Annotated in this window: 19 protein-coding genes; 15 read left to right on the plus strand and 4 right to left on the minus strand. The window is 71.1% G+C overall.

What is annotated here, in order from left to right; all coding sequences use genetic code 11:
- Positions 1-2 precede the first annotated feature (2 nt).
- Positions 3-977 carry a helix-turn-helix transcriptional regulator gene (locus tag OG344_RS14640; protein WP_405088679.1) on the plus strand — a complete coding sequence of 325 codons (975 nt, stop codon included), beginning with the start codon at positions 3-5 and terminating at the stop codon, positions 975-977.
- Positions 978-1,103: 126 nt separating this feature from the next.
- Here the strand turns inward: OG344_RS14640 and OG344_RS14645 are convergent, their stop codons facing one another.
- Positions 1,104-1,757, minus strand: a complete 654-nt coding sequence (locus tag OG344_RS14645; protein WP_405088680.1) for an FHA domain-containing protein — start codon at positions 1,755-1,757, stop codon at positions 1,104-1,106.
- Between the two features lie 180 nt (positions 1,758-1,937).
- Between OG344_RS14645 and OG344_RS14650 the strand changes: the two genes are divergently transcribed.
- The 5 genes from OG344_RS14650 to OG344_RS14670 all read left to right on the plus strand — a co-directional run bounded on the left by OG344_RS14650 (position 1,938) and on the right by OG344_RS14670 (position 7,747).
- On the plus strand, positions 1,938-3,113 hold the full coding sequence (locus OG344_RS14650; RefSeq protein WP_405088681.1) for a citrate/2-methylcitrate synthase: 1,176 nt from the start codon (positions 1,938-1,940) through the stop codon (positions 3,111-3,113).
- Positions 3,103-3,432, plus strand: coding sequence for a DUF3017 domain-containing protein (locus OG344_RS14655; protein ID WP_405088682.1), 330 nt, complete (start codon positions 3,103-3,105; stop codon positions 3,430-3,432). Before OG344_RS14650 ends, OG344_RS14655 begins: the two co-directional genes overlap by 11 nt.
- A 107-nt stretch (positions 3,433-3,539) precedes the next feature.
- Positions 3,540-4,757, plus strand: a complete 1,218-nt coding sequence (locus OG344_RS14660; RefSeq protein WP_405088683.1) for an NADP-dependent isocitrate dehydrogenase — start codon at positions 3,540-3,542, stop codon at positions 4,755-4,757.
- Between the two features lie 198 nt (positions 4,758-4,955).
- Positions 4,956-5,303 carry a hypothetical protein gene (locus OG344_RS14665; RefSeq protein WP_405088684.1) on the plus strand — a complete coding sequence of 116 codons (348 nt, stop codon included), beginning with the start codon at positions 4,956-4,958 and terminating at the stop codon, positions 5,301-5,303.
- Between the two features lie 197 nt (positions 5,304-5,500).
- Positions 5,501-7,747: a protein kinase domain-containing protein gene (locus tag OG344_RS14670; RefSeq protein ID WP_405088685.1), complete on the plus strand. Its 2,247-nt coding sequence runs from the start codon at positions 5,501-5,503 to the stop codon at positions 7,745-7,747.
- Between the two features lie 15 nt (positions 7,748-7,762).
- Here OG344_RS14670 and OG344_RS14675 read toward each other — a convergent pair whose 3' ends face one another.
- Complete coding sequence (locus OG344_RS14675; RefSeq protein WP_405088686.1) at positions 7,763-8,299, minus strand: PadR family transcriptional regulator; 537 nt, start codon at positions 8,297-8,299, stop codon at positions 7,763-7,765.
- A gap of 56 nt (positions 8,300-8,355) precedes the next feature.
- On the opposite strand from OG344_RS14675, the gene OG344_RS14680 reads away from it, so the two are divergent.
- Positions 8,356-9,786: an MDR family MFS transporter gene (locus OG344_RS14680; RefSeq protein ID WP_405088687.1), complete on the plus strand. Its 1,431-nt coding sequence runs from the start codon at positions 8,356-8,358 to the stop codon at positions 9,784-9,786.
- A gap of 96 nt (positions 9,787-9,882) precedes the next feature.
- Positions 9,883-10,734, plus strand: coding sequence for a CARDB domain-containing protein (locus tag OG344_RS14685; protein WP_405088688.1), 852 nt, complete (start codon positions 9,883-9,885; stop codon positions 10,732-10,734).
- 28 nt (positions 10,735-10,762) lie between these two features.
- Here the strand turns inward: OG344_RS14685 and galE are convergent, their stop codons facing one another.
- Entirely contained in the window at positions 10,763-11,716 is a 954-nt protein-coding gene (galE, locus tag OG344_RS14690; protein WP_405088689.1) for a UDP-glucose 4-epimerase GalE, read from the minus strand.
- A gap of 161 nt (positions 11,717-11,877) precedes the next feature.
- Between galE and OG344_RS14695 the strand changes: the two genes are divergently transcribed.
- The 3 genes from OG344_RS14695 to OG344_RS14705 all read left to right on the plus strand — a co-directional run bounded on the left by OG344_RS14695 (position 11,878) and on the right by OG344_RS14705 (position 15,313).
- On the plus strand, positions 11,878-13,224 hold the full coding sequence (locus tag OG344_RS14695; protein WP_405088690.1) for a hemolysin family protein: 1,347 nt from the start codon (positions 11,878-11,880) through the stop codon (positions 13,222-13,224).
- 62 nt (positions 13,225-13,286) lie between these two features.
- Positions 13,287-14,300 carry a tryptophan--tRNA ligase gene (trpS, locus tag OG344_RS14700; protein WP_327043825.1) on the plus strand — a complete coding sequence of 338 codons (1,014 nt, stop codon included), beginning with the start codon at positions 13,287-13,289 and terminating at the stop codon, positions 14,298-14,300.
- A gap of 56 nt (positions 14,301-14,356) precedes the next feature.
- Entirely contained in the window at positions 14,357-15,313 is a 957-nt protein-coding gene (locus OG344_RS14705) for a YihY/virulence factor BrkB family protein (RefSeq protein ID WP_405088691.1), read from the plus strand.
- Positions 15,314-15,327: 14 nt separating this feature from the next.
- Here OG344_RS14705 and OG344_RS14710 read toward each other — a convergent pair whose 3' ends face one another.
- The gene (locus tag OG344_RS14710) at positions 15,328-16,647 is read right to left on the minus strand and encodes a D-alanyl-D-alanine carboxypeptidase family protein (protein WP_405088692.1); all 1,320 of its coding nucleotides are present in this window, start codon (positions 16,645-16,647) and stop codon (positions 15,328-15,330) included.
- A 93-nt stretch (positions 16,648-16,740) separates the two neighbouring features.
- Between OG344_RS14710 and OG344_RS14715 the strand changes: the two genes are divergently transcribed.
- The 4 genes from OG344_RS14715 (at position 16,741) to OG344_RS14730 (ending at position 21,017) form a co-directional block, all read left to right on the plus strand.
- Positions 16,741-16,947: an SCO4848 family membrane protein gene (locus OG344_RS14715; RefSeq protein ID WP_405088693.1), complete on the plus strand. Its 207-nt coding sequence runs from the start codon at positions 16,741-16,743 to the stop codon at positions 16,945-16,947.
- Positions 16,948-16,985: 38 nt separating this feature from the next.
- Positions 16,986-18,158, plus strand: a complete 1,173-nt coding sequence (locus OG344_RS14720; protein ID WP_405088694.1) for a glutamate--cysteine ligase — start codon at positions 16,986-16,988, stop codon at positions 18,156-18,158.
- A 241-nt stretch (positions 18,159-18,399) separates the two neighbouring features.
- A complete protein-coding gene (locus OG344_RS14725; protein WP_405088695.1) occupies positions 18,400-19,641 on the plus strand; it encodes an amidohydrolase in 1,242 nt (413 codons plus the stop codon).
- 344 nt (positions 19,642-19,985) lie between these two features.
- Positions 19,986-21,017 carry a BMP family protein gene (locus OG344_RS14730; RefSeq protein WP_405088696.1) on the plus strand — a complete coding sequence of 344 codons (1,032 nt, stop codon included), beginning with the start codon at positions 19,986-19,988 and terminating at the stop codon, positions 21,015-21,017.
- Positions 21,018-21,066 lie beyond the last annotated feature (49 nt).

Below are 21,066 nucleotides of genomic sequence, written 5' to 3' on the forward strand. Positions count from 1 at the left end.
ATATGGCGAACACCAGCGACCGGACGCTGCGGCTGCTGTCCCTGCTGCAGAACCACCGGCACTGGCCGGGCGCCGAACTGGCCGAGCGGCTGGGAGTCTCGGCCCGCACCCTGCGCCGGGACATCGACCGGCTGCGGGAGCTTGGCTATCCGGTCGAGGCGCAGCGCGGCGTGGACGGCGGCTACCAGCTCGCCCCAGGCGCGGCACTGCCGCCTCTGGTCATCGACGACGACGAGGCGGTGGCCCTGGCCCTGGGACTGCAGGCCGCCGCCCAGGGGGCGGTGGAAGGCATCGCCGAGGCCTCGGTGCGGGCGCTGGCCAAGGTGGTGCAGGTGATGCCGGCCCGGCTGCGGCGCCGGATCGACGCGCTGCGCGCGATGACCGTACGCGCCGGCTGGGACGGCGCGGCCAGGGCGAGTGTCGACCCGGGCGTGCTCACCACGGTCGCGCTGGCCTGCCGGGACAGCGAACAGCTCCGCTTCTCCTACACCGCCTCCGGCGGCCGGCGCACTGACCGGCACGTCGAACCTCATCGGCTGGTCTGTCTCGGCCGCCACTGGTACCTGCTCGCCTACGACCTCGTCCGGCACGACTGGCGCAGCTTCCGGATCGACCGGCTCACCGCGCCTCACGACACAGGTTCCCGTTTCCGGCCCCGGGAGCTCCCCGCCGCGGACGTCGCCGAGTTCGTGCGGACCGGCCGGGACAGCCTGCCCCGGCCGTACCGGGTGGAGGTCCTGGTCGACGCCCCGGCCGCGACCGTGCGCGAACGGATCGGCAGGTGGAGCATGATCGAGGAGGTCGACGACGAGCACTGCCGGGTGCGCATGACGGCCGACTCCCTGGACTGGCCGGCGATGACGCTGGGCGTGGCCGGCGCCGATTTCCGGGTCATCGAACCACCCGAACTGCTCGACCGAATCCATGAGTGGGGAGCCAGGTTCATCCGGTCCGAAAAAGCTCTTCCCTCGTCTTAGCCCATTCGCCCATGAATCGCTTTTGTCACCATCGAGTGGCGGTGCCGTACCAGCGGGTTGGGAACGCTCCACCGGCCGCCGGGGGGTGGACGGCTTCCACCTCCTGACGGCCGGTGTGCGCGTGGCTCAGGAGGCCCGGCGGCTCACGGGGGCGCGTTGCGGCTCCGGCTCGGCGGGGCCGCCCGCTCGCTGCGGCGGCACGACCGGCGTGGGCCGTACGAGGCCGAGGGCGACGACCTCGTTGGCCAGCCTGGTCCGCCGGTTGGTGCCCTCCGGGATGCGGAACTTCTGGTAGAGCCGCAGCAGGTGCTGCTTGACCGCCGCCTCGGTCACCACCAGGTCGTCGGCGATCTCGCGGGCCGTGGCCGGCGCCACGAACGCCTCGTCCGACAGGGCGGGGCGGCACAGCGAGGTCAGCACGTCGACCTCGCGGCGGGTCAGTTCCGGCGCGGCGGCCCGGCGCAGTTCGACCTCGGGAGCGAGGTCCTCACGCGGGATCCCGCCGACCCGGGCCCGGGCGGCGCCGAAGGAGACGACGTCGCCGTCGTCCAGCACCCTCCGGGCGATCGGCCTGCCGTTCACCCGTGTGCCGTTGCGGGACAGCCCCAGGTCAACGACGTACAGGTAGGGCCCGCGACGGACGAATTCGGCGTGCAACCGTGACACGCTCGGATCCGCCAGCCGGATGTCCGCGCCCCGGCCGCGACCGATCGTGGTGACGTCGGGGCGCAGCGGTACCACCTCGCCGCTGTCCTCGATCCGTATGAACGGCCCCTCCACGGCAGTTCCTCCCCAGGTAGCCCGCCGTTACTTTCTCTATAGATGCGGCTTACCCACCCGTGGCGAGGGGGAATCGCCTTTGCCATAAGCAGAATCCTCCGTGAAATCGATCTGGGGCTCTGAGGGGCTTCTTCCCTGCTCACGGGTAGACTTCGGGCGGAGATAAGCGGAGGAAATACTATGAAGCAGACTTCCTCGGACGGGGGGGACTTGGGGGGTGGAACCCCCCGAGAGGCGGCAGACAAGCCCACCAAAGGACTCGCCGACGTCGTCGCCGCGTCCACAGCGCTGAGCGACATCGACGGCAAGGCGGGCCTGCTCTTCTACCGTGGCTACGACATCCACGACCTGGCCGGCCGCACCACCTTCGAAGAGACCGCCCACCTGCTCCAGCGCGGGTCGCTGCCGTCCCGGGCGCAGCTCGCCGACTACGGCGCGGAGCTGGTGCGGGGCCGCACTCTGGGCGCGCTCGTCGAGCGCGACATCCCCGAGATCGCCGAGAGGCAGTCGCCCATGGAGGCGCTGCGCACGCTGGTCTCCCTGGCCGGCGGGGACGATCCGGACAAGGATTCCAACGCCCCTGAAGCCAATCAGCGCAAGGCCGCTCGGCTGACGGCCCAGCAGCCGATCCTGGTCGCCCGCTACCACGCGGCGCGGACCGGGGCGACGCTGCCCGAGACCGATCCCGAGCTGAGCATCGCCGGGAACTTCCTGCTCCAGATCACCGGCCGGCGCCCCGGGCGGCGCGCCGCCGAGATCTTCGACACCTGTCTCGTGTTGCACGCCGATCACACCATGAACGCCTCGACGTTCGCCGCCCGGGTGTGCGCCGCGACGCTGTCCGACATGCACTCGGCCGTCGTCGCCGCCATCGGCACGCTCAAGGGGCCCCTGCACGGAGGCGCGAACGAGCAGGTCATGCGTACGCTGGAAGCGCTGGACCCGCGCGGCGTCGCCCAGGCCGTACGGGACAGACTGGCGGCGGGCGAGAAGATCATGGGATTCGGGCACCGCGTCTACAAGACGGAGGACCCCCGGGCGACGCACCTTCGGCGGATGTCGGAGGAGCTGGCCGAGGCCTCCGGCGACGACACCTTCTACCGGATGTCCCGGGAGATGGAGGAGGTCGTCTTCGCGGAGAAGCGCCTGTATCCGAACGTGGACTTCTACGCGGCGACCGTCTACCACTACCTGGGCATCCCGACGGATCTGTTCACTCCTGTGTTCTCGGTCAGCCGGATGTCGGGGTGGACCGCCCACGTGATCGAGCAGCACGCCGACAACCGGCTGATCCGGCCCGACAGCGAGTACATCGGCGAGCGCGACCGGAAATGGGTGCCCATCGGTGAGCGGTGACATCGAGGACCGCGGCGGCAGGCATGGGAGATACGTGAGAGCGGGCGAGAGCACGGCCTGGGGGCCGTACCTGCTGGTGGCGGCGGGTGTGGCCGCCGGCCTGGGCGTGATCGGGCTGGGGGCGCCGGTGTCCACCGGCGGAGCGGTGATGGGCGGCGCCTTCCTCGCCGGGTCCGTCGCCCGGCTGGCGACGCCGGACCGGCGGGCGGGTGTGCTCGCGGTCCGCGGCAGGCGGGCCGACGCGATCACGCTCGCGGCCTTCGGCGCGGCTCTCGTGGCCGGCTCGCTGCTCATGCTGCTGCGCCTGCACGACTCGTAGCAACGCGACCTCGTCGCGGGCTTACCACACCTGTCCGATAGCCTCAACGGCCAGTGAGCCTCAAAAAGGACGTGCTGGCCAGTCAGACCAGAAGGGGAACCCCACGCATGCCCAAGATCAAGGTAGCGGGACCTGTCGTCGAGCTCGACGGCGACGAGATGACCCGGATCATCTGGCAGTTCATCAAGGACCAGCTGATCCTTCCCTACCTCGACGTCGACCTGAAGTACTACGACCTCGGCATTGAGCACCGCGACGCCACCGACGACCAGGTCACGATCGACGCCGCCAACGCCATCAAGCAGTACGGCGTGGGCGTCAAGTGCGCGACGATCACGCCGGACGAGGCGCGGGTCGAGGAGTTCGGCCTGAAGAAGATGTGGAGGTCCCCGAACGGGACGATCCGCAACATCCTCGGTGGTGTCATCTTCCGTGAGCCGATCATCATGTCGAACGTCCCCCGGCTGGTGCCCGGCTGGACCAAGCCGATCGTCGTCGGCCGTCACGCCTTCGGCGACCAGTACCGCGCCACCGACCTCAAGGTGCCGGGCGAGGGCACCCTGACGTTGACCTTCACCCCGAAGGACGGCGGCGAGCCGATCGAGCTGAACGTCTTCGACTTCCCCGGCTCGGGCGTCGCCCTGGCCATGTACAACCTGGACGAGTCGATCCGGGACTTCGCCCGCGCCTCGCTGCGGTACGGCCTCAACCGCGGCTACCCGGTCTACCTGTCGACCAAGAACACGATCCTCAAGGCGTACGACGGCCGGTTCAAGGACATCTTCGCCGAGGTGTACGAGAGCGAGTTCAAGGCCGACTTCGAAGCCGCCGGGATCACCTACGAGCACCGGCTGATCGACGACATGGTGGCCGCCTCCCTGAAGTGGGAGGGCGGGTACGTCTGGGCCTGCAAGAACTACGACGGCGACGTGCAGTCGGACACCGTGGCGCAGGGCTTCGGCTCGCTCGGCCTCATGACCAGTGTGCTGATGACCCCCGACGGCCGCACCGTCGAGGCCGAGGCCGCGCACGGCACGGTGACCAGGCACTACCGCCAGCACCAGCAGGGCAAGCCGACGTCCACGAACCCGATCGCCTCGATCTTCGCCTGGACCCGGGGCCTGCAGCACCGCGGCAAGCTCGACAACCAGCCCGAGGTGATCGACTTCGCCGAGAAGCTGGAGCAGGTCTGCGTGGAGACCGTCGAGGGCGGCCAGATGACCAAGGACCTCGCGCTCCTGGTCGGCGGCGACGCCGAGTGGCTGACCACCCAGGACTTCCTCGCGGCGCTCGACGAGAACCTGAAGAAGAAAATGTCTGCCTAAATTGGGAGAAATCGGCCTCTGCCCGCGGTTCCGCCGCCGGGCAGGGGCCGATTCGCGTCTTCGGGCCGTCGGTAAATCACCCGCGAGCACGCCGGTAATCGTATCCGTATCGGCCGGCAATCCGACGGCGACGGCTCCCGGCGACCCTGGTCGAGGGCCGGGCCACCACGGGCGAAGGCCCTCGACGAAGGAAGCGCGATGGCAGAGACGACGCACACCTCACACAACCCCGCCGAAGAGGCGGTGCCCACGACGAAGGTCAAGGAGTGGGCCGGCGCGGCCCGCGTCGAGCTCGGCCAGTGGCTCAGGGCGGCGAAGCTCAGCAGCGAGACCGGAACAGCCGCCGAGGAGGTGCTGAAGAGGCTCGGCGCGCTGGAAGACCATCCAGAGTTTCATCGCCAAGGCCCGCACGGAGGCCCAGAAGGCGACCAGGACGCAGGGCGGGCTGGGCACGGTGGTCGCCGGGCTGGCCGACCTCGGCACGGAGCAGACCGTCACCGGAACGAGCGGCGCGTACCCCAGACCATCGGAGCGCGCCGCGTCTGACCGCCCGCCGCCAGGCGGGCAGGGGGAGCCGCCCGGAGACATTCCGGGCGGCCCTTTTCCATCACATGCGGATGGGGACCGCTCGCCGCATTGTCACGACTTCCTGACGTCACGGCGTGGTATCGGGCGCCGGAACCGCCGCGCGGGGGCCGTAAAGTTCTGCTGGCCGGTACTTTGCCGAATCGTGGGGAACGGGGATGCCGCAGATCGCGCCGCTCCAACCGGGGGACCCGACCCGGCTCGGTCCCTTCGTGCTGTCCGGACGTCTCGGCGAGGGCGGCCAGGGCGTGGTCTACCTCGGCGAGGACCAGGCCGGCGAGCAGGCCGCGGTCAAGCTGCTGCACGTGAAGTTCACCGGCGACGCGGTCGCCAGGTCCCGTTTCGCCCGGGAGTTGCGGGCCGCCCAGCGGGTGGCGAGTTTCTGCACCGTGCGGGTCATGGCGGCCGACCTGGAGGGCGACACGCCGTACATCGCGAGCGAGTTCATCGACGGGCGGTCGCTGCGCGAGACGGTCGAGGAGCGGGGGACGGTGACGGGCTCGGCGCTGGAGCGCCTGGCCGTCGGCACGGCCACCGCGCTCACCGCCATCCACCAGGCGGGAATCGTCCACCGCGACTTCAAGCCCGACAACGTGCTGCTGGCCGTGGACGGGCCCCGGGTGGTCGACTTCGGCATCGCCCGCATCCTCGACTCGACCGCCACGATCACCAGCCGGGCGATCGGCACGCCCGCCTACATGGCCCCCGAGCAGATCTCCGGCGGCAAGGTCGGGCCCCCGGCCGACGTCTTCTCCTGGGCCTCGACGATCGCGTACGCCGCGACCGGCACCGTCGTCTTCGGCGGCGACTCGATCGCGGCCGTGCTCAACCGCATCCTCAACCACGAGATCGACACCTCGACGCTGCCCGAGCCGCTCGCCGGGGTGGTGCGGGCCTGCCTGCGCAAGTCACCGGACGAGCGCCCGACGGCCGACCAGATCCTGCTGCGCCTGCTCGGCCGTACGGCGTCGGGCGACGCCTCCACGACGGTGCTCTCCGAGGGAGCCGCGCACGCGGCCGATCCCGCGGCCAAGCCCTTCGCCGGACGCGCGGCCCCTCACCACCCCGACGGCCGGCACGGGCCCCCGAACGGAGCCCACAACCTGGCCCACAATGCGGCCGACAACCCGGCCCACAACGCGGCCTGGCGCGGCCGGCGCGAGGGCTCCACCGGCCCCGCGCTGAGCGTGGGGACCTGGGACACCGAGGCGGCCCGTGCGTTACTGTCGCCCGCGGTCAGCACCGACGTCCGTGCGGGCGGGGACACGGGCACCGCCTCCTCGCCGCCCAAGCCCCCGGGGACCGGAGCATACGGATCGGAGCCGCGGGGGACCGGACCGCGCGGGTCGGGGCCGCACGGATTGAAGCCGCACGGATCAGGGCCGCAGGGTTCGGGACCGCACGGGCCGGGTTCGCAGGGGTCAGGGCCGCAGGGGGCAGGGCCGGTGGCGCCGCACGATCCGGGACCGGCGCCGTCCCGGCGGTCCCGGCGCAGGGGCCTGCTGATCGCCGCGTGCGCGACCGCGCTCGCCGTCCTGGCCGGCGGGGGCGCGCTCGTCGCGAGAGAGATGGGCCTCCTCCCGTTCGCCGCGGTCGGCGGAGAGACCGGCGAGGTGGGGACCCCGTCGTCGAGCAGCCCCCAGGCCCGGCCCACATTCGCGTCCGTGCTCGACAAGGTGGCGCGCACCGGGCGGCTGACCATCGGCGTACGGGGAGACCTGCCGGGCGTCGCCCTGCAGCAGGGGACGGGGTCCAGCGGGTTCGAGGTCGACCTCGCCACGTACATCGCCAGGCGCCTCAAGGTCCCCGCGAGCGGGATCACCTTCCACCGGATCGGCGTCGGCGAACGGGTGCGGGCCCTGGCCGACGGCGTGGTCGACATGGTCGTCGCGACGTACTCCTACGACGACAACCGGGGCGACGCTGTCACCTTCGCGGGGCCCTACTACACGGCCCACGCCGACCTGCTGGTGCTCGCCGGCTCACGGATCAGGAAGCTCGACGACCTCGCCGGGCGCCGGATGTGCGCGCCCGCCGGGAGCGCGACGGTCCGGCTCGTCGCGGGCAGGGTGGACGTCGAGCAGGTCCCCACCGACAACTACGCCCAGTGCATGAACCTGCTGACCAGCGGAAAAGTCGACGCCGTCCCCGGAGACGACCTCATCATCGCCGGCTTCGCGAACCGGGAGATGGGCCTGAAGCTGTCGGTGATCGGTGTGCGGCTGAGGGACCAGCGGTACGCCGTCGGCCTGCCCAGGAAGGACGTGCGCACCTGCGCGGCCGTCGAGGGCGCGATCCAGGACCTGTACGCCGACGGCACGATGCGGGGCCTGCTGCACAAGCACTTCGGCAACGTCGACTTCGACTCCGAGGCAAAGGCCCCGGCCCCCCTCTCCTGCCGCTGAGTCCCCGCCCGCACGTCAGGGTTGGGCGCGGATCTCGGCGATCGCGTCGTCCGCCCACTGGAGCACCATGCGGGTCTGCCGGATCCCGAGGTCCAGGGCGAGATTGCCGAACTTGACCCGCGCCGTCCCCTCCGGGATGGGCGCCGAGTGCTTGGCCGTCCAGAGGGCTTCCAGCTCCACCAGCTTCTGTTCGGAGTGGGCCCGGAACCGCTCCAGCACGGCCACCGCCTCCGGCGCGTCGAGCAGTGGGAGGAGGAACGCCTGCAGCGCGACCTCGCTCCGCGTCGGACCCGCGGGATCGTGGCCCACCAGCCATTCGCGCAGCTCGGCGCGGCCCTCGGCGGTGATCGTGTAGATCTTCCGGCCCCGGGCGCCCTCCGCCTCGACCGTCACCAGCCCGTCCGCGGCCATCTTGGCGAGCTCCGGATAGATCTGGCTGTGGCCGGCCTGCCAGACGTGGGCCACCGACTTCTCGAACGACTTGGCCAGGTCGTAGCCGCTCGCCGAGCCGTACGCCGTGAGCAGACCGAGGAGGGCGATGCGCAGGGACATGCCCCTCACTATACCTCCGTGTTGACATGTAAGCGACGACATGTCACTTTTGACATATGCGATCCAAGAACGGACTCCTCCTCTTCGCCGTACTGGGCGGCATGTTCCTCGCGATGCTCGACCAGACGATCGTCGGCACCGCGCTGCCCAGGATCGTCGGCGAGCTCGGCGGCACCGGCCTCTACACCTGGGTGGTCACCGCCTATCTGCTGACCTCGACCATCACGGTCCCGTTGTACGGCAGGCTGTCCGACGCGTACGGCCGCAAGCCGCTCCTGCTGACCGGGGTGGCGCTGTTCCTGCTCGGCTCGGTCCTGTCCGGCGCGGCGCAGAGCATGGGGCAGCTCATCGCCTTCCGGGGCGTTCAGGGACTGGGCGCGGGCGCGCTGCTGCCGCTGTCGCTCGCGCTGGTGGTCGACCTGTTCCCGCCGGAGCGCAGTGGCCGCGTGCAGGGCGCGCTCGGCGGGGTCATGGCGCTGAGCTACCTCGCCGGGCCGTTCCTCGGCGGCCTGTTCACCGACCACGCGAGCTGGCGCTGGGCCTTCTACGTGAACGTGCCGATCGGCGCCGTCCTGGTGGCGATCATCGTGTGGCGGCTGCCGCACCGGCCTGGGCACGGCGGGGCCCGGCCCGACTACCTCGGCATCGCGGTCTTCAGCGCCGCGATCAGCGCGCTGCTCGTCGGGCTGACCGAGAAGGGCGTGGACGGCCACACCTGGACGAGCGGGCCGGTGATCGGGCCGATCGCCGCGTCGCTCGCGCTGCTCGTGGTCTTCGTCGTGGTCGAGCGCCGGGCGGAGCAGCCCATCGTGCCGCTCCATCTCTTCGCGAACCGCACCTACTCGCTGGTCAACGTCGCCTCCTTCTTCACCGCGTTCTGCATGTACGCGGGAGTGGTCTTCCTGCCGCGTTACTTCCAGGAGGCGCGCGGCCTCAGCGCGACCTCCTCCGGGCTGCACATCTACCCGCTGATGCTGGCGATGGTGGTGGGCAGCGCGGTCACCGGCGCGCTCATCTCCCGCACCGGCCGGTACAAGCCCTGGCTCGTCGCCGCGACGGTTCTCCTGGTGGCCGGCACGACGTTGTGCGCGAACCTCGCCGCCGGCACCTCGGAGCCCCTGCTCGTCGCCTGGATGGCGCTGATCGGTCTCGGGATGGGGCCCATGCTGTCGGGCCTCACGGTCGCGATCCAGCGGTCCGTGCCGCCCCGCTACGTCGGCACGGCCAGCGCGAACCTGACGTTCTTCCGGCAGATCGGCGGCTCGGTCGCCCTGGCCGTCGCGGGCACGGCGTACGCGTCGGTGGTGACCCGGGAGGCCCCGGCGCACGGGCTGCCCGCCGCGCACGCCGCCGCGACCGCGACGGTGATCCCCTGGCTCGGGGTCGTGGGCGCGGTGGTAGCCCTCCTCGCGCTCGCGCTGCTGCCCAACCGGAACCTGTTGCTCGACCGGTCCGCGGCGCGGCAGGAGGACCTCGTCCCGGCGTGAGATCACCCCGCGTCGGCGGCGCCGTACGCGGCGTGTCGGGCGGTCGCGGGCACTGCCCGGACGATTGAATTGATCTCACGCTTTCGGGGGAGCAGCATGGGTCGCAGGGTCGTCACGGGGTTGGTCTGTGTCTTCGTCGCGGGAACGCCGCACCCGGCGCTCGCCGCGCCGGGGACGGCGCCGGCGCAGGGCCGGTGGGGGACCGCCGATCTCACGGTCGGGATCACCGCGTCGCCGAAGGTCGCGCAACCCGGGCAGCCGCTGACCTACCACGTCAGCGTGCACAACAAGGGCCCGGGAGACGCGGTGCTGCCGACGCTGCGGGTCCGGCTGCCCCGCGACTTCCAGATCCTCAACGTCGGCGTGGCCGAATGCGGGCCCGGCTCGGTCCGCAACGAGGTGGTCTGCCGGTCCTCCGACGACGTCCTGCCGGGCGGCTCGGGGGACATGACGATCACGGGCATGATCCGGCCGGGGGCGCACGGACCCCTCCGCGCGCGGGCCGACCTGACCTCCGAGGTGCTGGACGACGACGAGGCCGACAACACGGCCGAGGCGGTGACCAGGGTCGACGAGGGCGCCGACCTGGCCATGCGGTTCAGTTCCTCCACCCGGTACACCCGTCCCGGGCACTGGTTCGCCGTACGGGCGGAGGTGCGCAACCGGGGACCACGGATCGTCCGGGACGCCTACGTGTTCTTCCAGCCGCAGGAGGCCCGGCTCCAGTCGGCGACCGGAGCGCGCTGCCACCGGAGTCGCCAGTTCGTCGGCTGCGCGCTGCCGCCGATCAGGTCGGGGTCACGGGGGCTGCTCAGGCTGGTCTTCCGGGTGCCGTCCCGGGCCTCCCACGCCGTGGCGACGATGGCCACCGTCTACTCGCGCCGCTTCGGCGACCGCCGTCCGGCCAACAACCGGGCCAGCATGCGCGTGGCCCTGCGCCGCGCCTGACCGGCCACGCACACCGATCGCGGGAGGCTCAGGCGGGTTTCGCGCAGGCGGCCCAGGCGTCGGCGACCATGTCGCGCAGGGAGCCGTGCGCCTGCGTCCAGCCGAGCTCGCGCTGGATCTTCTCCGACGACGCCACCAGGACGGCCGGGTCACCCGGACGGCGCGGGGCGGTGGTCGCCGGGATGGGGTGCCCGGTCACCTCCCGGCACACCTCGACGACCTCCTTCACCGAGAAGCCGCTGCCGCTGCCCAGGTTGTAGATCCGGTGCTCGCCGGGCGCACAGGCGTCGAGGGCGAGCAGGTGGGCCGCCGCGAGATCGGTGACGTGGACGTAGTCGCGGACGCAGGTGCCGTCCGGGGTGGGGTAGTCGGTGCCGAAGACGCTCACCGACTCCCGCTCGCCGAGCGCCACCTTCAGGACGTTGGGGATCAGATGGGTCTCGACCGTGTGCCGCTCGCGGAACCCGCCGTACGCTCCGGCCACGTTGAAGTAGCGCAGGCTGACCGCGCCGAGGCCGTACAGGCCGGCGAAGGCGGTCAGCGCGGTGTCCACGGCGAGTTTGGACGCGCCGTAGGGGTTGCCGGGCCGGGTCGGGTCGGTCTCCAGGATCGGCGTGCGCTCCGGCTCGCCGTACGTCGCGGCGGTGGAGGAGAAGACGATCCGGTCCACTCCGGCCTGCCGCATGGCGTCGAGCAGCGCCAGCGTGCCGCCCAGGTTGTGCGACCAGTAGAGGCCCGGGCGCTCCACCGACTCGCCCACCAGCGACTTGGCGGCGAAGTGGAGCACGGCGTCGAACCCCTCGGAGAGCACGCCGGCGGCCTCGGTGATCGACGCCCGCACGAACGACGCGCCGGGCGGCACCGCGTCGGCGTGCCCGGTCGACAGGTCGTCGAGCACCGTGACCTCGTGCCCGCGCTCCAGGAGTCGCGCCGCCACAACGCTGCCGATGTACCCGGCTCCACCAGTAACCAGCAACCGCACTGTGCGCTCCTGTTCAAATGTGTTTGATTATGTAGACCCAGGACCTAGCTTACGCGCTTGCCCTGAGGAGCGGGTTAAATGCCTCCAGTACCGCAATCTCCGCGAGCCGCGGAGACCGCGGTGACCGGCTGGCATGCCTGACACCCGAACGGACGACTGACGTGAGCAACGTCGCGGTGACCATCGCCCTGGTCCTCATATTCATCCTGATCGGCGGGTTCTTCGCGGCGGCCGAGATGGCGATGGTCTCCCTGCGGGAGAGCCAGATCCGCCGTCTGAGCCGTGAGGGACGCCGCGGCGCGCGGGTGCAGAAGCTCGCCCGCGACCCCAACCGCTTCCTGTCCGCCATCCAGGTCGGCGTCACGGTGGCGACGGTGCTGTCGGCCGCCCTCGGCGCCGACGCGCTCGGCCCGGAGTTCGCCCCGGTCCTGGAGGGGTGGGGCATGCGGCCGGACGCGGCCGCGCCCGCCGCGTTCGTGACGGTCACGTTCGCCATCTCGTACGTCACGCTCGTGCTCGGCGAGCTCGCGCCCAAGCGGCTCGGCCGCCAGCGGGCGGAGAGCCTGTCGCTCCTGACCGCCCCGCTGCTCGACCGGATCGCCACGCTGTCGCGTCCGGTGATCTGGGTGCTGTCGAAGTCGACCAACGGCATCGTGCGGCTGGTGGGCGGCAACCCGTCCGCCGACCGGGCGGCCATGACGACCGAGGAGCTGCGCGACATGGTCGTGGGCCACAAGGAGCTCACCCAGGACGAGCGCGACGTGATCGCCGAGGTGTTCGCGGCGGGCAAGCGCCAGCTCAGGGAGGTCATGCTGCCCCGCACCGAGGTCGAGTTCATGGCCGCCGACACGCCGCTCGCCGAGGCCGCCGTGCTCGCCGCCGCCATGCCGCACTCCCGCTTCCCGGTCTACCGCGACACCTACGACGACGTCATCGGGTTTGTCCACGTACGGGACCTGCTCGACCCCGTCAGGACCGGGCGGCTGGAGCCGATCAGCGAGGTCGTGCCGATCCGGCCGGTCAAGCTCGTGCCGGCCAGCAAGCGGGTGCTCGCCACGCTCGCCGAGATGCGCGACGAGGGCCACCACCTCGCCATCGTCGTGGACGAGTACGGCGGCACCGACGGCATCGTGACGCTGGAGGACCTCGTCGAGGAGCTCGTCGGCGACATCCGCGACGAGTACGACGAGAGCGGCGACGCCGTACGGGTGATCGCCGGTGACGTGGAGGTCGACGGGCTGGTCAACCTGGACGAGTTCCACGCGCAGACGGCGGTGCGGCTGCCCGGCGGGCCGTACGAGACGCTGGGCGGATACGTCATGGCCTTCCTCGGTCACCTGCCGCAGCGCGGCGAGGTCGCGGAGGCGCCGGGCGTCACGCTGACCGTGACCGAGATGGACGGCCGCCGGGTCTCCCGCGTCCGCGTCACCCGCAATCCCCCCGCCGATCCCCCCGCCGATCCCGCGGGGGAGGCCCCCACCGGAGAGCCTCCGGCCACCACGGCGTGATTGCCGTCCGCGGCCCGGCGCGTGTGTCGCGGGCAGCCCGCGAGTCCTGACAGAATTGCCCCATGGCCCTCGCTCGCGTCCTGTCCGGCATCCAGCCCACCGCCGACTCGTTCCACCTGGGGAACTACCTCGGCGCCGTCCGGCAGTACGTCGCGTTGCAGGACACCCACGAGGCCTTCTTCTTCATCGCCGACCTGCACGCGCTGACGGTCTCCCCGAAGCCGGAGGAGCTGCGCCGCCGCACCAGGGTCGCCGCCGCCCAGCTCTTCGGCGCCGGGATCGACCCGGAGCGCGCCGCCGTGTTCGCCCAGAGCCACGTACGCGAGCACAGCGAGCTGGCGTGGTACCTCATCTGCCAGACCGGCATGGGCGAGGCCGGGCGGATGACCCAGTTCAAGGACAAGTCCGCCAGGTACGGCGAGAGCTCGGCCGGCGTCGGCCTGTTCACCTACCCGATCCTCCAGGCGGCCGACATCCTGATCTACCAGGCCGACCAGGTGCCCGTGGGCGTGGACCAGAAGCAGCACCTGGAGCTCAGCCGCGACCTCGCGCAGCGCTTCAACAGCCGCTACGGCCCGACCTTCAAGGTGCCGAACCCCTACATCCTCAAGGAGGTCGAGAAGATCACCGACCTCCAGGACCCGACCGCCAAGATGTCCAAGTCGTCGTCGAGCCCGCAGGGCATCATCGACGTCCTGGAGGAGCCGAACGCCCTGCGCAAGAAGATCATGCGCGCGGTGACCGACACCGGCAGCGAGGTCGTCGCCGACGAGGAGAACAAGCCGGGCGTCACCAACCTGCTGCGGATCCACTCCGCGCTGACCGGCACGCCGATCCCCGAGCTGGAGGCCCGGTTCGCCGGGCAGGGCTACGGCACCTTCAAGAAGGAGGTCGCCGAGGCGGTCATCGAGACGTTCGCCCCGATCCGCGAGCGCACGGAGAAGCTGCTGGCCGACGAGGCCGAGCTCGACCGGCTGCTGGTCGCGGGCGCGGCCCGGGCCCGCGCGGTGGCCCGCGAGACGATGGCCCAGGTGCGCGAGCGCCTCGGCCTGCTGCCGTCCCCGTCCCTCGACTGATCGGCGGGCCCGCCGTGGGCAGGCATCGAGCCCCCTCCGCGGGGTAGAGAACGGCGATGGGGATCGTCCAGCGGGTCACCCGGCGGGTGGACGCGGTCAAGGCGGCGGGCCGGGTGTGGATCGAGCGCAACCGGATCCGCTTCCGCGCGCTCGACCATCTCATCCGGACCGTGCGGCGCTACCAGGTGCAGACGGGCGACCGGCTCGCGGGCGCCATCACCTACTTCGCGTTCCTGTCGTTCTTCCCGCTGATCGCGCTAGCCTTCGCGCTGTTCGGGTACGTCGTGACGATCCGCCCGGACGCGCTCGCCACGCTCACCGAGGCGATCAACAGCCAGCTGCCCGGGCTCGCCGGGCAGTTGCACATCGACCAGCTCGCCGGGGCGCGGGCGCGGGCCGGGATCATCGGCCTCCTCGGCCTGCTCTACGCCGGCCTGGGCGCGATGGACGCGCTGCGCGGGGCCCTGCGCACCGTCTGGATGACCTGTGAGCCGCCGCTCAACTACTTCGTCGGCAAGCTGCGCGACCTCGTCGCGCTCGTGCTCATGGGCGTCGTCCTGCTCGCCTCGGTGATCGCGAGCGGCTTCGCCACCGGGGCCACGAGCACGGTCGCCGGCTGGCTCGGCCTCGGCTCCTCACCGCTGGCCGGGCTCGGCGTCTGGCTCGCCGGGGTGGCCGCGAGCCTCGTCGCCGACCTGCTGCTCTTCCTGGTCATGCTCGGCTGGCTGGCGAAACCGGCGCAGCCGTTCCTCGTCGTGCTCAAGGGTTCGCTGCTGGGCGCGGCCGGCTTCGGCGTGCTGAAGCAGCTCGCCGCGCTGATCCTCTCCAGCACCCTGCACAATCCGGTGTACGGCACGTTCGCGGTGGTCGTGGGGCTGCTGCTGTGGATCAACCTGTCGGCCCGGGTGATCCTCTACGCCGCCGCGTGGACGGCGACGGCCAGCCTCGGCCCGCCTCCCGAGCCCACTCCGCTGCCCTCGCCCGCGATCACCCCCACCCACGGCACGGCCTGACGGCGGGCCGCCGGTCACCCGGCCGTACCGCCGGAGGGGTCGTCCCTGCGGGACCGGCGGCGCAGGGCGTACGCGCCGCCGAGGGCGAGGACCGCCAGCGCGCCGCCACCGGCGAGGAGGGGGACGGCCAGTCCCGAACCCGCGGGCTCCCTGCCCGCCACCCTGCGCGCGTCACCGCCTGTGCCGTCCCCTGCGCTGCCCCCCGGGCCGGGCGTCCCCGTGGGCCGTACGGCGAGGGCGGACGACGAGGGCGCGGGGTCGGGCACCGGCCGGACCAGCTCGCCGACGGGGGCCACCCGGCTCCGCGCGGCGAAGCCCCAGTCGAGCAGCTTGGAGACCTCCTCCCAGAAGCCGCCGGGGTGATGCATGATCACGACGATGATCGTGTGACCGTCGCGGCGGGCCGCGCCCACGAAGCTGCCGAGAGCCTTCGTCGTCCAGCCGTTCTTGACCCCGAGCATGCCCTTGTAGCGCCCGAGCAGCCGGTTGTGGTTGGCCATCTCGTAGTAGGCGGGCGCCGGAGACTCGCTGGGGTCGGAGTCGTCCTGGTTCTTCTTCTTCTTTTTCTTGCCGTAGTCCTTCGGCGCCGGGAACTTGGCGACCTTCGTACTGATGTACTCGCGGAAGGCGGGCATCGCCAGCCCGGCCCTGGCGATCAGGGCGAGGTCGTACGCCGAGCTGCGCTGGCCCGGGGCGTCCAGGCCGTTCGGCGTCCTGGCCACGGTGTCGTACGCCTGGAGTTTGCGTGCCTGCGCGTTCATGTCGGCGAGTGTCCTGGTCAGGCCGCCGTTGGCCTCGGCGAGCGCGACCGCGGCGTCGTTGGCGGAGACCATGAGGAGCGCCCGCATCAGGTCGTCGACCTTGTAGATCGGTTCGGGGACGATCCCGACGGCGCTGCCCTCGACGTTGCAGGCCTTCTCGCTCGGCTTGATCCTGCGGTTCTTGTCGAGCCTGGGGATCAGCGTCACGGCCGTCAGTGTCTTCAGCGTGCTCGCCGGCAGGTAGTGCCCGTGCGGGTCCTTCGCCGCGAGCACCGCGCCGGTGTCCGCGTCGGCGATCAGGTAGGCGGAGGACTCGGTCTTGGGCGGCGCCTTGAAACCGGCCGGCGCGACGACGCCGTGCCCGGCCAGCCGTTCCCCGCCGACGGTGGCGGCCCCGGCGGCCCCGGTCGTCCCGGTGGCGGACGCGGTGTCGCTCGCCCGCGGCGCCGGTGGACTCGGCACGGCACGCGCTCCGGCGGCGGGAGAGGCGCCGAGCAGCGCCGTCGTCAGCAGCGCCGTCGTCAGTCCCGCGGCCGCCCCGGTCGCGGCGAGTGCCCGTAGGTTCGTCCCCATAGGTGGCTCAGCCTAGCCTCGACTGTTTTCGCATGAAGCGACATATGCCCCATAGGCCTCGGGGCCACGCGGAGAGCCGCCGATACTGGGGGCATGACGAGACGTGTCTCCGCCTTCCTCGTGACGCTCGCCGCGTTCATGATCTTCGAGTGGATCAACCTGGGCTTCAACCTCGCCGACGGCCACAGGACGTCCTTCTACGTTGTCCACGGGGTACTGATCGCGGTGAACATCCTCCTGGCGCTGACGCTCGCGGCCGTGGGCGTGCGGGGGTGGATGAGGGGTAGGGCTGACCTCTGACGACGTTGTCCGGCACGACCAGGTGATGGAGGCAAGCGGTGACCATCGAGTTCAACCCCTCGCGGGGCGCCACGCTCGGGGTGGAGTGGGAGCTTCAGCTCGTCGACACGCACACGCGGCAGCTGCGCCAGGACGCGAGGGACGTGCTCGCCGCGGTCCCCGACCTCAGCGAGGGTCAGCGGCCCAAGGCGATGCACGAGCTGATGCAGTCGCAGGTCGAGATCATCACCGACGTCTGCCACACGGTCGCGGAGGCCGTACAGGATCTGCGCAAGAGCATCGGCCGGCTGACCGAGGTGGTCGAGCCGCGCGGCATGGCGCTCGCCTGCACCGGGACCCACGCGATCAGCGAGTGGCGGGACGCCGTCTACGCGCCCAGTCAGCGGTACGTGGAGCTGGTCGAGGAGATGCAGTGGCTCGCCTGGCGCATCCAGACGTTCGGCGTGCACGTCCACGTGGGCGTGCGAGACCGGGACAAGGTCATCCCGATGGTCAACGCCCTCGCGGCGTACCTGCCGCACTTCCTCGCGCTCACCTCCTCCAGCCCCTACTGGGGCGGGCAGGACACCGGGCTGGCGTCGAGCCGGGCCATCGTCTTCGGCTCGCTGCCCACCGCCGGGCCGCCGCACCTGCTGGCCGACTGGGCCGAGTTCGAGGAGTACATGGACACGCTGATCAAGGCGGGCACGATCCGCAGCATCAAGGAGGTGTGGTGGGACATCCGGCCGCACCCCGACTTCGGCACGATCGAGATCAGGATGTTCGACGGCATCCCCACGCCGCGCGAGGTCGGCATGGTCGCCGCGCTGTCCCAGTGCCTCGTGCAGCAGTTCGACCAGCAGATCGACCGGGGCTACACGCTGCCGCATCCGGCGGCGTGGGTGGTGCGCGACAACAAGTGGCGCGTGACGCGATACGGTCTGGACGCGGACGTGATCACCGACGACCATGGCTCCACGGCGCCGATGCGCGACGTATTGTATGAACTTCAGCGCGAACTCGAACCGGTCGCGGAACGGCTCGGCTGTGCCGAGGAACTGGCGGTCGTGACCGACGTGCTGGAGCAGGGAAGCTCCTCCGAGCGCCAGCGGGCGATCCTCGCCGACGGCGGAAGCCTCCAGGACGTCGTCGATGCCACGATCATCGAGCTCGCCGAGGACAGGTTCGTGACGTCGAACCCCAACCGCGACGCCGGACAATCAGGCTCCTGAAGGGGTACGTCTGAAATGTCCGGGGAAGTGCGCCGCAACTCTGACAATCAGCGGTGACCGGTGTAAATACTGGGTAACCCGCCGTATCAAGGGCTCGCGGCATGGGAGGATTGTGAATGAAGGGTCGGTGGAGGCGAGACACGCCCGCTCGGCCCTTCTGGGCTTTTTCATGACTTCTAGTGATCATATGGACGATCCGATGACCCGTGGCCGGGACGGCTCACCGGAGAAGGGAAGACCCGTGGCCACCTCATCGAAGCTCGCTCCGCCGGACGCGGCCGTGCCGGGAAGCACCGACCTGGCCGCGCAACTGGCGGACTTCCTGCGCGAGCGCAACGATGAGCTGATCGAGTTCCGGCGCGACCTGCACGCGCATCCGGAGATCGCCTTCAGCGAGCATCGCACGACGGAGAAGATCGCCGAGCGCATGACCGACGCCGGTCTCACGCCACACCCGCTGTCCCGCGGGACCGGCCTGTGGGTGGACTTCGGCCGGGGCGAGGGGCCGACGGTCGCCCTGCGCGCCGACATCGACGCGCTGCCGATGGAGGACGAGAAGGACGTCCCCTATCGCTCCACGAACCCGAACGCCTGCCACGCCTGCGGCCACGACGTGCACACGGCCATGGTCATCGGCGCGGGGCTGTTCCTGGCGTCCCAGGCCGACGCGGGCGCGCTGCCCGGCCGGGTACGGCTGATCTTCCAGCCCGCCGAGGAGGTGGCGAGCGGCGCCCTGGAGGTCATGCGCGACGGCGGCCTGAACGACGTCGACCGCATCTTCGCGCTGCACTGCGACCCGCGCCTCGACGCCGGGAACGTCGGCCTGCGCACCGGCCCGATCACCGGGTCCTGCGACAGCCTGCGCATCCGGGTGGCCGGCCCCGGCGGGCACACCGCCCGGCCCCACCTGACCGTGGACCTCGTCTACGCGCTCAGCAAGATCGTCACCGAACTGCCGGCCGCGCTGTCGCGGCGCGTGGACCCCCGGTCCAGCCTCAGCCTCGTGTGGGGCCAGATCTCGGCCGGCTCGGTGGCCAACGCGATCCCGGACGTCGGGATGGCCCAGGGCACGATCAGGTCGCTGGACGAGGAGGCCTGGCACCAGGCCCCCGACCTCGTCAAGGCCCTGCTCGACTCGGTCGCCTGCGCGTACGGCGTGGACGCCGAGATCGACTACCGGCGGGGCACGCCGCCCACGGTGAACGAGGCCACCAGCATCCAGATGCTGCACGACGCGGTCACCCAGATCATCGGCGAGGGAAGCGCCGTGCCCACCCCGCAGAGCCTCGGCGGCGAGGACTTCTCCTGGTACCTCGAGTCGGTGCCCGGCGCGCTCGCCCGCCTGGGCACCCGCCCGCCGGGGGTCGTGGACGAGGTCGACCTCCACCGGCCGCAGTTCGACGTGGACGAGCGCGCCATCGGCATCGGCGTCAAGGTGCTCGCCGCCACCGCGCTCACCGCCCTGTGGGGCGGCAACCGCTGACGCGTCGAGGCGGTGTGTGCCGGGTTCCGATCCGCCGCACCGCCCGCGTTCCCGACTGACTCCTTCGCGCCGCCCTCGCCGGGCAGACCGGTCCCCGGCGTGATCGTCCGGCCCGCCTGACCGAGTTTTCCCAGGCTGTCCCAGGGTCACAGCCCGGACTGGGGTCAATAACGGACATGTTGCGGAGTGGTATGCGGGTTTGGTCTATGCAGGTCAAACAACTATCTTCCGTGCAGGGTTGCCGTGCGTTCCTGCGTGCGTGCGACGAGAGTTGGACGACGGGGAACGGAAGGGGAGTCAACACCTTGCTCCGCAATCGAGTTAGCAAACTGGCCGCCACCACCATGGGCGGCGTCTTGCTCATGGCCGCCGCCGCGTGTGGCGGTGGCGACGACACCACGACCGGAGCCACGGCCGGCGCGTCATCCGCGCCCGCCGAAGCCGGCGGCGGCGCGAAGGTGGGTCTGGCGTACGACATCGGCGGCCGCGGCGACGGGTCGTTCAACGACGCCGCCGCCAAGGGCCTCGACCAGGCCGTGTCGGAGCTGAAGGTCGAGAAGAAGGAACTGGAGGCGACGGCGGGCGAGACCGACGCCCAGAAGGAGGAGCGGCTGCGCCTGCTCGCCAACGGCGGGTACAACCCGGTCATCGCGGTCGGCTTCGCCTACTCGGGCTCGGTGGCGAAGGTCGCCAAGGAGTTCCCCGACGTCAAGTTCGCCATCGTCGACGACGACGCCGCGAAGGGCGACAACATCAGCAACCTGATGTTCGCCGAGGAGCAGGGGTCGTTCCTCGTCGGCGCCGCGGCGGCGCTCAAGTCGCAGAAGGGCAACATCGGCTTCGTGGGCGGCGTCGACGTGCCGCTGATCCACAAGTTCGAGGCGGGCTTCGAGGCCGGCGCGAAGGCCGTCAAGCCGGACATCAAGATCCAGAGCAAGTATCTCACCCAGCCCCCGGACTTCGGCGGCTTCGGTGACCCGGCCAAGGGCAAGACCGCCGCGCAGGGCATGTACGACGCCGGCGCCGACGTGGTCTACCAGGCGGCCGGCGGCTCCGGCGCGGGCGTCTTCGAGGCGGCCAAGGCCGCCAAGGCGATGGCGATCGGCGTCGACTCCGACCAGGCGGGCCTCCCGGCGTACGCCGGCTTCAAGGACGTGATCATCACCTCGATGATCAAGAAGGTCGACGTGGCGGTCTTCGACTTCCTGAAGAACTTCACCACCGGCACGGTCAAGGCCGGTCCGACCGTCTACGACCTCAAGGCGGGTGGCGTCGACTACTCCACCACCGGTGGCAAGATCGACGACATCAAACCGAAGATCGACGAGTACAAGCAGAAGATCATCGGCGGCGAGATCGCGGTCCCGACGTCCTGACCTGCGCAATCAAGGGGCCCGGTGGCACCCGCCCCGGGCCCTTTTGTTC

It is taken from the genome of Microbispora sp. NBC_01389 (assembly GCF_045040095.1).
In the GTDB taxonomy this organism is placed as follows: Bacteria; Actinomycetota; Actinomycetes; order Streptosporangiales; family Streptosporangiaceae; genus Microbispora.